The sequence below is a fragment of the Patiriisocius hiemis genome (assembly GCF_031846325.1).
In the GTDB taxonomy this organism is placed as follows: Bacteria; Bacteroidota; Bacteroidia; order Flavobacteriales; family Flavobacteriaceae; genus Patiriisocius_A; species Patiriisocius_A hiemis.
Window position 1 is genome coordinate 54,582 of sequence record NZ_JAVRHZ010000003.1, and the last position, 15,720, is coordinate 70,301.

Consider the following 15,720-nt stretch of genomic DNA (forward strand, 5'->3'; position numbering starts at 1 on the left):
CGGTTACAATTTTTTTGCAATTCTTAGTTTCGCACTTCTAGCTCTATTATTTGTTTTAATTTCTTCTTCACTAGGAATAATAAATTTTCCAACAGGTTTTAGCGGAACTTCCACTCTACCAAAAACGTCTTTCTCTGGTTCTCCTTCAAACATTCCATTTCTCATAAAACGTTTTACCAACCTATCTTCAAGAGAATGGTAACTTATTAAACTTAGTCTACCTTCCTTTTTTAACACCTCAACACTTTGCATTAAAAACTCTTTTAATGCGTCTAACTCTTGGTTTACTTCAATACGGATAGCTTGATACACTTGAGCTAAAATTTTATTCTCTTTATGTTTTGGTAAAAACCTCCCTAATGCTTTTTTTAATTGTTCGCTAGACTTAATAGGTTCATTTTGCCTTGCTTCACAGATTACTCGTGCCATACCAGCTGCAGCTCTTAACTCTCCATATTGTGACAAAACACTTCTAAGTTTTGCCTCTTCATAAGCATTTACTACATCGTAGGCCGAAAAACTATCATTTTGATTCATTCGCATATCTAGCTCAGCTTCAAAACGAGTAGAAAATCCTCTTTCTGCAACATCAAACTGATGTGACGAAACACCAAAGTCTCCCAGTATACCATCTACTTCAGTAATACCATAAAACCTTAAAAAGCGCTTGAGAAACCTAAAATTTTCATTTATTAATAAAAACCTTGAGTCATCGATAGCATTCTCAAGCGCATCTGTATCTTGGTCAAAGGCAATGAGCTTTCCATTCTCATTTAACCTATTTAATATTTCCCGAGAGTGCCCTCCTCCTCCAAAAGTGACATCTACATATACGCCTTCTGGATTAATTGCTAACCCATCTACGGTTTCGTTTAGTAAGACTGGATTATGATATTCCATCAATTGTGTTAGCATCTCCCATTACATCTTCAGCCAGATCTGCAAAATCATTGGCAGCATCATTAATGGCTTGTTCGTATTTATTTTTATCCCAAATCTCAACGATATTAATAGCCGAAGAGACAACAACCTCTTTATCAATACCTGCAAAAACAGCTAAATCTTTAGGAATATTTAATCTCCCCGTACTATCAAGATTTACAGTTTTTACTCCTGCTGTAAAACGACGAATAAAATCTACATTCTTCCTATTAAACCTGTTTAGCGCATTCATCTTTTCCATGAGCGCATTCCACTCTTTCATTGGGTACAATTCAAGACAATTTTGAAAAACTGCACGCTTAATCACAAAACCATCTGCTAAAGCAGGGTTCAATTGTTTTTTTAACGCATTAGGAACCATCACACGTCCTTTGACGTCTGCTTTACATTCGTATGTTCCTATAAGATTGAGCATTACAATTTAATTGTATTGATTGGTTGTAGATTCAAATATAAATAAGTTTTACCACTTTATTCCACATTTTACCACTTTGTTGATAAGTTTTACCACTAACGGAATTTAAAGGGTATATAGTGCCTTTGTTTGTTAAAAACTTAGTAATTTGTATGCAATTGAAAGGAAAGATTATAAAGATTGACTACTTGTTTCTATAGCATTGTAGTTTAATTTGATGCTGATTATTTTAATTACACAGAATAACAACCAATAGCTTTAACAATTAAAAAAAGTGTATTTTTGTCGAGTTATTGCACACAACCATATATGGCAGAAACTTTAAAGAAAGAGGGAAAATTTACGTATTTAGAATTGGGCGAAGGCACTCCTATTATAATCTTACATGGACTTATGGGAGGGCTTAGTAATTTTGACGGGGTTTCTAATTTTTTTCCTGAAAAAGGCTACAAAATTTTAATTCCAGAGCTGCCTATCTATAAAATGACAGTTCTCAAAACCAATGTGAAGAATTTTGCTAAATATGTAAAAGATTTTATTGACCATACTGGTAATGAAGACGTTATTTTATTAGGCAATTCACTTGGTGGACATATAGGATTATTATGTACAAAGCTATTTCCAGAAAAAATAAAAGCGCTTGTAATCACAGGAAGTTCTGGATTATATGAAAGTGCTATGGGAGAAAGTTATCCTAAAAGAGGAGACCGCGATTACATTCAGAAAAAAGCTGAGAACGTTTTTTATGACCCTACTGTTGCAACCAAAGAAATTGTAGATGATGTATATGATACAGTTAATGACCGCAATAAACTAATACGTACACTTGCAATTGCTAAAAGCGCCATACGTCATAACATGGCAAAAGACCTACCATCAATGAAAACTCCTACTTGTATTATATGGGGTAAAAATGATAATGTAACTCCTCCAGAAGTTGCAGATGAGTTTCATGAATTACTACCAGACTCTAATCTTTATTGGATAGACAAATGTGGCCATGCCGCAATGATGGAACACCCAGACACCTTTAATGATTTACTGTACGCTTGGCTACAAGAACGTAAATTTTAGACTAAAATAGTATGCATATTAAATCTGCTGAATTTGTAATGAGCAATAGCGATGTTGCAAAATGCCCAAAGAACAAGTTGCCAGAATATGCTTTTATTGGCAGGTCTAATGTGGGCAAATCTTCACTCATTAATATGTTGATGCAGCGAAAAAGTTTAGCTAAAACTTCTGGAAGACCAGGTAAAACACAGCTTATTAACCATTTTCTAATTAATAAAAATTGGTATTTGGTAGATTTGCCTGGATATGGATATGCTAGAGTAAGTAAAAAAGCCAAAAAGACCTTTCAAAAATTTATTACCAACTATTTTGAAAAAAGAAAGCAATTAGTTTCTGCATTTGTATTAGTAGACTGTAGGCATGAACCACAACCTATTGATTTAGAATTTATGCAATATTTAGGCGAAGGGCAAATTCCTTTTTCTATAATTTTTACTAAAGGCGATAAACTTAAACCCAATGCACTTACAAGAAATATTGAAGCTTACAAAACCAAGCTACTAGAGCAATGGGAAGAGATACCTAATTATTTTATTACTTCTTCTACTAACGCTATGGGCCGAGATGAACTACTCGGTTATATTGGTGAGATAAACCAGAGTGTTAACGCAGTATTATAATAGGCATACCTCATGAAAGTAGATTTTTTACTTATTGGAGCTGCTAAATCTGCAACTACCAGCCTTTGTAACGCCTTAACACAACATCCAGATATCTGTTTTAGTGAACCAAAAGAACCGCAGTTTTTCAGCGAAAGTAATTGGAGGGATAAACTAGACTCATATCACTCTTTGTTTAAAAAGAATACAAAACTATACGGAGAAGGCTCAACAAATTATTCTAAGCATCCACACTACAACAAAAACATTCATAATGATATTTATGAGTATAATCCAGAAATGAAGATTATATACATCATGAGAAACCCTGTAGATCGCATCATCTCGTATTATACTCATACTTACAATAGAGGACATGAAACTATAGAAAACATAAATAATGCTGTGTTAAATAACATTCATTATATAGATACAGGAAAATACGCAATGCAAATTAAGCCTTATCAAGAATTATTTGGTGAAGAAAATGTATTACTATTATTTTTTGAAGACTTTATAAAATCCTACCAACAAGTATTGGATTCAATTTTCGAATTTTTAGATATTGATGCTATCGAAGTAGATGAAAAATATTTGAATGCTAATAAAAGTTTTGACAAACGTGTGCTTCATCACAAATATGATAATCCTAAAACTATTTTTGAGAAGGTTAAAAAGGTTTTACTTATTCTAAAAAATTACACCTATAGTCCAAAATTTATTGACAAAAAACCTATTCTAACTAGAGAAACAAAACAATATATAATTAATCACGTCTCTAAAGATATCAATGAAATAGAAATAATGACTGGAAGGGATTTGTCACATTGGTTAAAAATAAAGTCTTAGTAGACTTATACCCTAAAAGAAGTTTCAATTAACCTAATTAATTCTGAAGCTGTTTTAATTTGATTAAGTGTTTCAGTTGAAATAAAAACTTCTAAAGCTCCATTCTCTTCAGAAAGAATAACTGGAAAATCATATTTCGGCAACCACTTAGACTTATACTGCTTTAAAAATTCGTCTTTATGAAGAAAGACCATTTCTATCTCTGAGGACTCTCTAAAGTTTTTCCAAATTGTATTTTCAGAAAAAATTCCGAAGGTAATATCGCATAAATTACAATTATACGTAGCTGGACTTACCATTTTATGGGCAGAATCTAACAAGGCATTAATCTTGCCAGCATTGGCATTATAAACAAAGATAAGTTTCAAGAAACTATTCTTTTTTTAACTCTAGTTTTTCGGCAAAATAATCACAAAAATCCTTCATAGTATCTGTCATTTTTTGGTCATTTGTTGCGCGATTAAAAGTATCTGCCATAGCTGTTAATGTTTGATGGAAAAATATTTTCATTTCATCAAGAGGCATTTCTTTAGTCCATAAATCAATACGAAGCGACTCTTTTGTTTTGTGATCCCATACAGAAACAAAAACCGCTTTTGCTTCTTCATTTTCTACACCTCCATCTTTTGCTGTCCAATGTAATTTTTCTGGTACTTTGTTTTCGTCTAGTGCTACGTCTATTAGTATTTGCGAATTATGCTTTGCCATTAGTTCTTTTTAGGTTTGTATTTAGATTGGTTAAATAACTCTTCTTCATTAATTAACATAAGTTCTTTAACCGTCGTATCAGTATTATTCATAAAAGCTCTCACAATCTGCCAGCCTATAAACCTTCCTGTCATTCCAGGAGATTCATTATCTATTTCTAAATAAAATTTTGAAAAAGGAGCTGGGTTTATAAAGCGAGCTGGAAGCTTTTGATTAGTGCTATAAAGTAACTCATTCTCAATAAAGTTTCGCCAGATATATTCTTCATTATCATTTGCCCAATCCATTTGCTCTTTAGTATAACCTATTTTTTCGGCATCGGTATTCTCTGGAAGCCATATATCTTTTAAGTACAATTCTTTTCCATAATAAACCATTAGCGACAATAAGTTGTTTTTACTTGGCACTTTAATAAGTTGCTTTGCATAAGCAGTCGCTACGTCTTCGTCTAATTGTTCTTTCTTTAGGTTTTGAGAAATATATAACGGGATTCCTTCATAGAAATAATGTTCTGCTCCAAGGTAAGTGTCTAGCCCAATAACTAAAATAGAATCTGCCAGAATTACTTTGTTCTGGTAATCTACATCACTAGTCGTTGTGTATACTATAGGTGCTTTAAATTCTGGAAAATAATATTTTATATGTTGAAATACATCATATAACTCGTCTTCTATAAAGTCGTTATTAGGAAATACTTTTTGAACCTCTCTGTTTAATTCTTGTTGAAGTGTGTCCTCAATACGCTGTATCCATACACTATCATTAAATTGTTTCGGAAAGAAAATAGGGTACTTCTCTTTTGTTGCTGTTAATGTTTCTGGTGTAGTAGCTGCAAACTCTTTGTCAAAACGTTCTATAGCTATTTCAACCTCTACTTTAGCTATTTCCTCATCAAGGTTACTTTTTTCTTCACAAGAAAAAAGCAATAAAAAAAATACTACATATAACAAATATTTCATACAACTAGAATTGTCTCTTTAACGTGGAGTCTTTATCTTTATTCTAAAATTTTACCTAATTATTCTTTGATTGCAAAGGTATTATTATTTACAATTAAAAACTCAAAAAATGCAAATAGACAAAATAACACACTACATTATTAACTGGTTAAAAGAGTATGCAGTAAATGCAAAAATGGATGGTTTTGTTGTAGGAGTAAGTGGTGGTATAGACTCTGCCGTGACCTCTACTTTGTGTGCAAAAACCGGATTAAGAACATTGTGTGTAGAAATGCCTATTCATCAAGCTGAAAGTCAAGTCACCAGAGCACAAGAACATATTGCACAACTTAAAAAGAGGTTTGCTAATGTTACAGATGTACGTGTTGACCTTACCCCAGTTTTTGAAGAGTTTAAAACCGAAATTCCACCTACAAATGATGACACCTATCTTGATTTAAGCTTAGCCAATACCCGTGCTAGATTGCGCATGACAACATTATACTATTTTGCCGGACTTCACAGATATCTAGTTTGTGGAACTGGGAACAAGGTAGAAGATTTTGGAGTAGGATTTTACACAAAATATGGTGATGGAGGTGTAGATTTAAGCCCTATTGCAGACTTACTAAAAAGTGAGGTTTATAAGGTTGGAAAGTACCTAGAAGTACCACAATCTATTTTAGAAGCTGCTCCAACCGACGGTCTTTTTGGTGATAGTAGAACAGACGAAGACCAAATTGGAGCTAGCTATGACGAATTAGAGTGGGCTATGAAAATGCAAGATGAAAATAAAAGCGCTTCAGATTTTCAAGGTCGTGAAAAAGTAGTATATGAGTTGTACTTAAAACTTAATAGAGCAAATCAGCACAAAATGAACCCAATTCCTATCTGTGAAATACCTCTAAATTTAAGGTAAAATAGGTTCTTAAACGAGTATTCTAGGAGTTTGACGAATAATATTAAAAGTAAGTTTTCTTTTTTTTAGTTTTGATTTGTAGTCTAAGTATTACAAAAACCCCAATATTAACTTATGCTTTAGAAGTATATTGTTAAAATTTAAAAAATAGAATGAAGAAAATTTTAATTGCAGACCATCATCCTATAACCCGAAAAGGTATAAGTTGTATGCTCAAAAAAACTAGTGATTTTAAAATAATCGCTAAGGCAAATAATGGTTCAGAATTATACAAATGTCTTCATGAGGAAACACCAGACATCTTAGTCATGGAAATTGATATGCCTCAAATTAATGGTATCAACGCCTTACGGGGTATCAAAAATGAATTCCCAGACATGCGTGTCTTAATTTTTTCTACTCACCCAGAGGAAATTTATGCACTTAGATCCATCAAATCTGGAGCTGCTGGATATGTACCTAAAACAGCTTCATCAAAAATATTTATGAAAGCCTTAAAGCAAATTGCAAAAGGCGGTATTTTCTTAAATGAAGAGTTAACATCTACTTTTACTAGTAGAAATGTTGGTGAAACAAGTGCTATAAGTCGCTATAAAAAATTGTCTTCTAGAGAAATAGAAGTACTCAATTTGCTTTCAAGAGGAAAGAGAAACAAAGACATTGCAAACGCACTTAACATTAACGAAAAAACAGTAAGTACATACAAAACAAGACTACTTAAAAAACTAAAAGTAGATAACCTAGCTGACCTAATTCACCAATCCCGAATGTTTCAATTTGGGTAGTTAGTATTATAAAACTCTACGAAGTTTTTCCGAAAGTACTTTTTTTAATGAAATATAGTCTACAATATCTTGTAGGCTATTTTCTTTTTCAGAAGTTTTTTCTTCTTCTTTTACCTCTTGAGAAAGTTCTTCAATTTTTTGGGCAAGTAATTCTCTTCTAAAATTTAATATTGTTTCACTTACAACTTGAGCAATAGAATATTTTTTTTCTTTTACGTAAATCTCATTTCGTTCCCAGTCATGCAAAATATATTTTTCCTCTTCCATTAAAATATGAGTAACAACATTAGCATGCTCTGGAGAAAGACTGTTTACAAAACTATCTATTTGTAAGTGTTGTTCTTGATTAAGTTTAGTAATAATTTGATAGTAAATTTCTTTAAACTCTTCGTTTGCAAACTCTATCTCATCATCTTGTAAATCCAAATAGATTTTTTCAAAAACTTTGCTTGTTATCTTCTCTGGCTTTAACTGTATAGCACCTTCTTCATTAGCTTCGAGAATTAAATCTTCAAACTCTTCTTCTATGCTCCCATACAACAATAAAAGTTCAATAATTTTTCTTTCTAACTCAAATTGAACATTTACTTTAGCAACCACTTCTTTTTCTTGTGGTACAACCTCCATTGGTTTAGATGGCTGTTTTTTTGAAGCATCTCTTTTATCCTTCTGAAGAATTTGTGCTAGTGTATTAAAGAGAACCTCTTCGCTAATATCCATGATACGAGAACACTCTTTAAGATATACCTCTTGCTTTATTACATCAGGAATCTTAGCGATACTTACTACCATATCCCTAATAGTTTCTGCTTTCTTTATGGGATCATTTTTAGCCTCAGCAGCAAGAAGTGAAGCTTTAAAATTGATAAAATCCTGCGCATTTTCTTCAAGATATAGTGTAAGTTCTTCTAGGGAATTATTTTTTGCAAAGCTATCTGGGTCTTCTCCCTCTGGGAATGTGCAAATTTTTACATTCATTCCCTGTTCTAAGATTAAATCTACCCCACGCAACGAAGCTCGCAATCCAGCAGCATCACCATCAAAGAGAACTGTTATATTTTTTGAAAGCCTATTAATTAATCTAATTTGCTCTGAAGTTAATGCTGTACCCGAAGAGGAAACAACATTTTTAATCCCAGATTGATGAAACTGTATCACATCTGTATACCCTTCAACTAGATAACAATTATCTTCTTTCGCAATGCTTTGCTTGGCATGATAAATACCATAAAGTACTTTACTTTTATGATAGATATCACTTTCTGGAGAGTTAAGGTATTTTGCAGCTTTTTTATCGTTCCTTAATATCCTTCCTCCAAAACCAAGTGTACGCCCACTCATGCTACGTATTGGGAACATCACACGACCCTTAAAACGGTCAAATTGCTTTTCTTCTTTAACAATAGTTAATCCTGTTTTTTCGAGGAATTCGAGTTTATATCCTTTTTTAATGGCGTGACTAGTAAAAGCGTCCCATGAATCTGGAGAATACCCTAACTGAAATTTTTCTACTGTTTCTTCCGTAAAACCACGTTCTTTAAAATAGCTAAGCCCTATTGCTTTACCTTCTTCAGTTTTTAATAATGTTGTATGGAAATATTCTTTTGCAAACTCACTTACTAGGTATAAGCTTTCGCGCTCATTTGCTTGTTCTTTTTGCTCATTGGTTTGCTCGGTCTCTTCAATTTCAATACCATATTTATTAGCAAGATATTTAATGGCCTCAGGATATGTAAAATGTTCATGCTCCATTAAAAAAGCAACCACATTACCACCCTTCCCACTTGAAAAATCTTTCCAAATCTGCTTTACCGGCGACACCATAAAACTTGGGGTGCGCTCATCACTAAAAGGACTTAACCCTTTAAAATTACTGCCTGATTTTTTTAACTGAACAAAATCACCTATCACCTCTTCTACTCGAGCAGTTTCAAATACATTATCTATGGTGGTTCTAGAAATCAAATTGTAAGCTTGGTGATTTTGAAATGTAAATATAGCTAATCATTATCTTTTAATATGTAGTGAAAAAACAAGAAAAGGCTTCAGAAATTTTCTGAAGCCTTAGGCAAAATAAACAATCTATACTATAACACCTAATCCCAATCCCAACGCACACCTAGCGAAATGTTTCGCTGCTTTACAGGGTTATTTTTAAAAATGGTATTAAGGTCATATTTTACATAAAGCGAAATATCACTATACCCAATATATCCGCTTAAACCATAAATAAAATTGTTAGTATTATAATTAGCTTTTAATTTTTGTTTTACATCTTCGTTATTTTCTTCAAACTTTAGTTTTTGACGCGTTCCTAAATTAAATCCAGCATACCCCCCAATTCCGAATTTAAATTTATCATGAGTGCTGTATCGGAAGTAATTTTTACCTTCAATTTTCTTTGAAGGACCAAACTCGAAATGAACAGGAAAAACAAGGTTATCCATTCTAAATTTTGACTTGTCCAGATCCACAGGAAAAGTCTGCAACTCAGTTTGATCTCCAGTATCTACAAAAACTCTATTATCTGTTGGCTTTAAGCCATTAAATTGAAAAGAAAATCCATACTTAAACCGTAACCAGTTACTCTCTTTGAAAACGCGTGTACTCCAAGCAAGCCCTAACTCTGCATACCTACTACCTCCAACTTTATAGGGAGAATCGTCTAAGGATTGCCCATCTATTAGCACGTTATTAAGCCCAAAAGAGAACACGAATAAAGATTTTGTTCTACGGTCGTACTTTCTTCTATCATCGCTATCATTGTTTGTTACTCTAACACCAAAAAAAGAATCTGCTTCCTCATTGTCGCCATCTGCAAAGAGTTCAACTTTAGCTCCTACTTGAGTATTGTTGTCCGTTCCATTTCTTTCTAATAATGCAATTTTATTGTCAATAATAGCAAGTCTATTCTCAATATTAAGGGCATGTTTTTGCGCAGCTTCGTTCTTTAAATTATCAGCCTCTGTACTAGAAATTTCATTGTTTTCTAATTTGCTGTTTATCTGTTCTACGGCTTTTTTAAGTGCAGCTTTCTCTTCAGTAATAATTTGCTGTTTTGTCTCTTTTAGGATTTCTATTTGAGTTTTCTCTTTCGTTTCTTGTCCGTAAGCAATAGACATAGTTAGGGTAGCTACCGCCAAAGCGGCATGTAAAATAAATGTTTTCATGTTGTTCGAATTTTAAGTGCTTTTGATTAAAAGCGTGATTGATGAATATTAATTATTACGTTCTATAACAGCTGTTCTAATGGAATTAAAATTTTCTCCTAAGGCTTCAAAAACCTTGTCTCTAAAACTCCGTTCCAGTTCACCTTCTACATCTTGCAGCAATGCAGTTGCATCAATTTTTGTTTTACTTTCATTAAGTATACGCTCTGCTTGAATCTCTCTCTGTGCTTTGAGTAGCAAGACATCAACTTCTTCTGCAGTAATAGTTTCACTATTTTTTACTTGCGCTACAACTTCGGTTACTTTAGTGTCTATGAAAGAAGGAGTTTCTTTAGTTTTTATATTCTCAGTAGAAGTTTCTATCGCTTTAGTTTCTGTACTTGCAACAGCTTGTTGCGTTGTTACTTTCTTTTCTTCTGAAATACTCTTAGGACTCTTTCTTGGTATGTCGTTAGGTTTTAAAACTTCATTATTTGACTCTTCTTTTTCTATACCTTTTTCAGCAACATTATTTTCTTGAACTATTGTATTTTCCTTAAAAACTTCATCATTGTATTGTTGCTCTTTAGTGTTTGTGTCTTCTACAACAACATCACTAGTTTTTTGATTGCTAGGAGAAAAAACAAGTGCTCCAACTATTAATAATGTCGCTATACTTGCTGCAATGGCAAACCAAAGTTTGTTCTTGCTTTTTGAACCTTCATCTTCGGTTTCTAATTGAGATTCTAGCTTTGACCATGCATCACTAGATGGCTGCAACTCTCTTTCTTGGAGTTTCTCCCTAATATTTTCTTCTAATTTAATGGGTGCCATAACTACTATTGTTTTGTTTTATTTTTGATTGTAATAGCTTTCTTGCTTTAAACAATTGAGATTTTGAAGTACTTTCTGAAATCTGTAACAACTCTGCAATCTCACTATGTTTGTATCCTTCTAACGCATACAAGACAAAAACTGTTTTGTATCCTTCTGGCAAACTATCTATTAATTTCTGGATTTCGTTTGCTTCTAGTTCTGTTTCAATATAGGCGACATGCTCTATTGAATTTTCAATTTCTGCAGCATCATTAAATTGTAACTTCTTTTCTCTTCGTAATTGAGAAATAGATTCGTTTACCATGATACGGCGTATCCAACCTTCAAAACTTCCTTGTGATTTATACGAATCTAGGTTGGTAAACACTTTTAAAAATCCGCTTAACATAACTTCTTCTGCTATGTCTGTATTTTTTAAATATTGGCGACAAATACTTAGCATCTTAGGCGAAAAAGTTTGAAACAGCTCATGTTGTGCTTTTCTATTTCCTTTTTTAGCTTTTGCGATGAGCTTAGTATAATTTTTATGTAATGAAATTAACTTCATATGTCGCTTCGCGATGGTTTCTATTTATATAGACGCAAATAAAATTAAAAAGGTTGCCTGGGGGGTTAATAAAGTTTTGAAAATAGCTTAAATACTATTTCTTTCTATCAATTACATAATTAACCATCAACTCAAGAGCATCTTTGTATGGAGTTTTTGGGTAATTATTTAAAAGTGTAATTGCCTCTTCTTGATATTGTTTCATTTTTGAGGTAGCATAGTCAAGTCCACCATTATCTTTTACAAAGGCAATAACTTCTTTTACTCTCTGTTTATCACGATTGTGATTTTTAACTGAGTTAATAAGCCATTTTTTATCTTTTGGATTAGCATTAGAAAGAACATGAATAAGAGGAAGTGTCATTTTTTGTTCTTTAATATCAATCCCTGTAGGTTTTCCAATTTTGGTTTCACCATAGTCAAACAAATCATCTTTTATCTGAAATGCCATACCTATTAGCTCTCCAAACTTTCGCATACGCTCTACTTCTTCTTTTGTAGTATTAATAGATTGTGCTCCCATAGCACAACATGCAGCAATAAGTGTTGCTGTTTTTTGCCGAATAATATCGTAATAGACTTCTTCGGTAATATCTAGCTTTCTAGCTTTTTCAATTTGAAGTAATTCTCCCTCGCTCATTTCTCGTACAGCTACCGAAATTATTTTCAGCAAATCAAAATCTCCATTATCTATTGAAAGTAGCAATCCCTTAGATAGTAAGTAATCGCCAACTAGTACCGCAATTTTATTTTTCCAAAGTGCATTTATACTAAAAAAACCACGTCTTCTATTACTATCATCCACTACATCATCGTGTACTAATGTTGCTGTATGGATTAACTCTATAACTGAAGCTCCCCTATAGGTACGATCATTTACCTCTCCATTACCTGTCATCTTTGCGATAAGAAAAACAAACATAGGGCGCATTTGTTTTCCTTTTCTATTTACAACATAGTGAGTAATACGATTAAGAAGAGAAACCTTAGAAGACATTGAAAGTAAGAACTTACGTTCAAAAAGGTCCATTTCAAATTCAATGGGTTCTTTAATTTTAGAAACTATCTTCATGGGTAGTTCAAAAATAAATGAATTTGAGTTAATACTATCTTAAAACAAAAAGAAGCAACATTTTTTATTTGTTGCTTCCTTAAAATGAGATTATAACTTTAGAGCTTATTTTGTCTTTTCAGTCTCTTTACTTCTATTTCTATAGAGTGATTTATCTATAGCTGTTTCCATTTTACTTCTCTCTAAATCTATACCCAAAAAGCTTTCAATTTTTTCAATATTTTCTTCTGGGTTCTCTATGATTTCTTTATAATCAACATAAATAATTTCAACTCCTGGTTCTTTTTCTTTCCAATTTTCTATATTATTTAATAATCGAACATAAGAGTTATGAATTTTTACTGGGAAGATATCGGGATTCTTTTTTGTCATTATTAATTGAGACTTAATAACTTCATTTAAATCTCTTTTCATGAAAATAATTTTATATCGGTACTTGGTATCGATATATTTAAGTAATGGAGCAACAATTTTTACAGACTTATTTCTTGCTTTACCTAGCCAAGAATTATCTTTATGTATTCCCATCACAGGTTCATATTCAAAATATCCTTTTGGATTAGATTTATCTGCTTCTCTTTTATTATCTACTAAAGGATTAAGGCCTCCATTACTTAACATTTGCATCATCATAGAGGTCCCAGATCTAGGCAAGCCAGAAACTACTGTTATTTGATTATCCCTATACTTATAATCTGTTTTATCGTTTAATTTTACCTGTTTTAATTTTTCTTCTATATTTTCTATTGCTTGGTTCTCTTTTTCTTTGAGATTATTGTTAAGACTTGCAGCTGTTAAATAGGCTTTTTTTGCATTTTCTAGGTCTCCAAGTTTTTCTAAAGATTGTGCAAGAATAAAATGAGCTGCTGGGAAATTTCTTACTAACTCTATACTTGTTAATGCAGAATCTACAGCTTCTTCGTAATTTTTTAAACTATAATAAGTTTCGGCTAAGTTTCTGTGGTAAGTTGCATTATCTGACTCTAAAGAAATTGCTTTTTCAAAAGAATCCTCAGCAAATTTGTAGTCTCCAAGTTTGTATTGTAGTGCTCCTATTTTATTCCATAATTCTGGCATATATCCTCTAGAAGAAATTACAGATGTTAAGATGTTAAGAGCTTCCTTTGTTCTTCCTTCCCCATCCAAAATTTCTGATTCAATAAAAAATAAATTGTATTTAACTTCTGTTTTAACCTTCTTTAAGGATTGTAAATATTTTTTAGCTTCAGAATAGTTTTCTTTTGTTAAGCTTATTTTTATTAAATCTTTGTAGTATACTGATATATCTACGGTATCTTTTTCTTGTAGTAATTCTAGCAAGATTTCTTTTGCCTTTTCGTGTTGATTAAGACCTAAATAGACCGTGGCAAGATTATGCTTTAGTTCACATTTAGTTTTAATAATCATTTTGTTTTTATCTATGTCAGGTTTATCTATATAACCAAGTTCAATGAGTTGTTCCATTGCTTCTTGGTCTGAAAGAGCTTCACCTTCAACTGTTTTATCGACTTCACCAAAATCACCTTTGACTTTTTCCCAACTTTCGATTGATTCTGGCTCTCTAAAATCTTTAAAAATTTCCCTCATCACGTTTCCATCCATGTCTTTTCCAACTGGAAGGTTAAAATGATGAAGAATGGTAGGTGCAACATCTATTAAACCTAAACCAAAAACTTTAGTGTTCTTTTTGATATTGGGCCCCATAGCAGCAAACATACCAAATTGTCTATGCTCCATGGCTGGTGCAGCATTAACTTTTGGCATTTTTAAAATTCTTTTATTTCCAGATTCATATCCATGATCAGACATTACAATTACAGTAGTATTCTCATCGATTAATTGTAGTTTTCTACCTAGCATCATATCTTGAAAACGGTAGGCTCCATCCACTACATCCTTATAAATTTCAAATTTAGTTTGGTCTATTTTAGAAAGCTTTGGTGCTCTAAACTTCATGAAAGAGTGGCACATATGGTCTATTAAATCGTAATATACTGCAGTAAAGTCCCAATCTGTGGTTCTTAATAGTCTTGTCACAGCATTTTGTATAGTTACATTCTGAGAAAGCACCTTCGCAAAAGGTTTAAGCAACATATCTTCATCTTGATCTATTTCGGCAGCTCTTGGAATAAAAGGAAGAATGTGAGCTTGAGTAATCTCCATAGGAAACATTCTTAAATTTAAGAAGTTTTCTTTTTCGATTAATGGATGGATGGCTTTCTCATCCAAAGGTTTTCTTTTTTTGGGGTCGGAGTTTACTTTTTGATATTTATCTGATATGACAACACCGTTAATTGGCTCTGCTGGATAACTAGGCCACCAACCTATTAAATTACTTTTGTATCCTTTGTTGTGTAGAATATTCCAGACAGCTCTGCTTTTTCTTGAATTTGTAGATACTGGTCTTACTCCCTCTAAATCTGGTAATAACTCTATAAAACCTAAAACACCATGTTTATCTGGTGTTTTTCCAGTTGCTACAGAAGACCAAAGCATTGGAGAATATGGAGGGTTCATTGTAGCCATATTACCATAAACTCCGTTGTCAATAATTTTTTTCAAATGAGGCATCTGACCTTTAGCCAATAATGGACCAATAATTTTCCAATCTGCTGCATCCCAGCCTATTAATAATAATTTATTCTTCTTCATTTTGTACTCTATACTCTTCTTCATTAAAAATATTGTTAGCAATTTTCACTTCTCTCCATTTCTCAAATGCTATATCGCCAAAAGCCAATATGCCAAGAGAACCCTCAATAGGAAATTTGTCTTCATTATCCATGTATATATATTTATTTTTTTTTTTCGATTTATAATGGTAAATTTACGATATAGTTATGTATTTATTTACGTTTAACTATCTTAATAATTAATAATTAGTCT

The 15,720-nt window shown here is 32.4% G+C and carries 17 protein-coding genes; 5 read left to right on the forward strand and 12 right to left on the reverse strand.

Annotated features, from left to right (window positions below; translation table 11 throughout):
* Positions 1–3: 3 nt before the first annotated feature.
* A complete protein-coding gene (gene rsmH, locus RM538_RS07095) occupies positions 4–900 on the reverse strand; it encodes a 16S rRNA (cytosine(1402)-N(4))-methyltransferase RsmH (RefSeq protein ID WP_311332714.1) in 897 nt (298 codons plus the stop codon).
* Positions 887–1,357 (reverse strand): division/cell wall cluster transcriptional repressor MraZ, encoded by a 471-nt coding sequence (gene mraZ, locus RM538_RS07100; protein ID WP_311332715.1) that lies wholly within the window; start codon positions 1,355–1,357, stop codon positions 887–889. Before mraZ ends, rsmH begins: the two co-directional genes overlap by 14 nt.
* Before the next feature lie 309 nt (positions 1,358–1,666).
* Between mraZ and RM538_RS07105 the strand changes: the two genes are divergently transcribed.
* From RM538_RS07105 to RM538_RS07115, 3 genes are read left to right on the forward strand one after another with little or no spacing between them, the layout of a single operon-like run.
* Positions 1,667–2,431, forward strand: a complete 765-nt coding sequence (locus RM538_RS07105) for an alpha/beta fold hydrolase (RefSeq protein WP_311332716.1) — start codon at positions 1,667–1,669, stop codon at positions 2,429–2,431.
* An 11-nt stretch (positions 2,432–2,442) separates the two neighbouring features.
* Positions 2,443–3,051, forward strand: coding sequence for a ribosome biogenesis GTP-binding protein YihA/YsxC (gene yihA / locus RM538_RS07110; RefSeq protein WP_311332717.1), 609 nt, complete (start codon positions 2,443–2,445; stop codon positions 3,049–3,051).
* A gap of 12 nt (positions 3,052–3,063) precedes the next feature.
* Entirely contained in the window at positions 3,064–3,879 is an 816-nt protein-coding gene (locus tag RM538_RS07115) for a sulfotransferase family protein (RefSeq protein WP_311332718.1), read from the forward strand.
* Positions 3,880–3,884: 5 nt separating this feature from the next.
* Here the strand turns inward: RM538_RS07115 and RM538_RS07120 are convergent, their stop codons facing one another.
* From RM538_RS07120 to gldB, 3 genes are read right to left on the reverse strand one after another with little or no spacing between them, the layout of a single operon-like run.
* Entirely contained in the window at positions 3,885–4,247 is a 363-nt protein-coding gene (locus tag RM538_RS07120) for a GTPase (protein WP_311332719.1), read from the reverse strand.
* A gap of 4 nt (positions 4,248–4,251) precedes the next feature.
* The gene (gldC, locus tag RM538_RS07125) at positions 4,252–4,587 is read right to left on the reverse strand and encodes a gliding motility protein GldC (RefSeq protein ID WP_311332720.1); all 336 of its coding nucleotides are present in this window, start codon (positions 4,585–4,587) and stop codon (positions 4,252–4,254) included.
* Complete coding sequence (gldB, locus tag RM538_RS07130; RefSeq protein WP_311332721.1) at positions 4,587–5,546, reverse strand: gliding motility lipoprotein GldB; 960 nt, start codon at positions 5,544–5,546, stop codon at positions 4,587–4,589. Before gldB ends, gldC begins: the two co-directional genes overlap by 1 nt.
* Before the next feature lie 109 nt (positions 5,547–5,655).
* On the opposite strand from gldB, the gene nadE reads away from it, so the two are divergent.
* Complete coding sequence (gene nadE, locus RM538_RS07135; protein ID WP_311332722.1) at positions 5,656–6,444, forward strand: NAD(+) synthase; 789 nt, start codon at positions 5,656–5,658, stop codon at positions 6,442–6,444.
* A 152-nt stretch (positions 6,445–6,596) separates the two neighbouring features.
* On the forward strand, positions 6,597–7,229 hold the full coding sequence (locus RM538_RS07140; protein WP_311332723.1) for a response regulator transcription factor: 633 nt from the start codon (positions 6,597–6,599) through the stop codon (positions 7,227–7,229).
* Positions 7,230–7,235: 6 nt separating this feature from the next.
* Here the strand turns inward: RM538_RS07140 and dnaG are convergent, their stop codons facing one another.
* From dnaG to RM538_RS07175, 7 genes are all read right to left on the reverse strand, one after another.
* The gene (gene dnaG, locus RM538_RS07145) at positions 7,236–9,194 is read right to left on the reverse strand and encodes a DNA primase (protein WP_311332724.1); all 1,959 of its coding nucleotides are present in this window, start codon (positions 9,192–9,194) and stop codon (positions 7,236–7,238) included.
* Positions 9,195–9,325: 131 nt separating this feature from the next.
* Positions 9,326–10,399 carry a hypothetical protein gene (locus RM538_RS07150; RefSeq protein ID WP_311332725.1) on the reverse strand — a complete coding sequence of 358 codons (1,074 nt, stop codon included), beginning with the start codon at positions 10,397–10,399 and terminating at the stop codon, positions 9,326–9,328.
* A 48-nt stretch (positions 10,400–10,447) separates the two neighbouring features.
* Positions 10,448–11,212, reverse strand: coding sequence for a hypothetical protein (locus tag RM538_RS07155; RefSeq protein ID WP_311332726.1), 765 nt, complete (start codon positions 11,210–11,212; stop codon positions 10,448–10,450).
* Positions 11,199–11,762, reverse strand: a complete 564-nt coding sequence (locus RM538_RS07160) for an RNA polymerase sigma factor (protein WP_311332727.1) — start codon at positions 11,760–11,762, stop codon at positions 11,199–11,201. Before RM538_RS07160 ends, RM538_RS07155 begins: the two co-directional genes overlap by 14 nt.
* Before the next feature lie 94 nt (positions 11,763–11,856).
* Positions 11,857–12,834 (reverse strand): polyprenyl synthetase family protein, encoded by a 978-nt coding sequence (locus RM538_RS07165; protein ID WP_311332728.1) that lies wholly within the window; start codon positions 12,832–12,834, stop codon positions 11,857–11,859.
* 105 nt (positions 12,835–12,939) lie between these two features.
* On the reverse strand, positions 12,940–15,510 hold the full coding sequence (locus tag RM538_RS07170; protein ID WP_311332729.1) for an alkaline phosphatase family protein: 2,571 nt from the start codon (positions 15,508–15,510) through the stop codon (positions 12,940–12,942).
* Positions 15,473–15,619, reverse strand: coding sequence for a hypothetical protein (locus tag RM538_RS07175; protein WP_311332730.1), 147 nt, complete (start codon positions 15,617–15,619; stop codon positions 15,473–15,475). The genes RM538_RS07170 and RM538_RS07175 overlap by 38 nt, the downstream gene beginning before the upstream one ends.
* Positions 15,620–15,720: the final 101 nt, after the last annotated feature.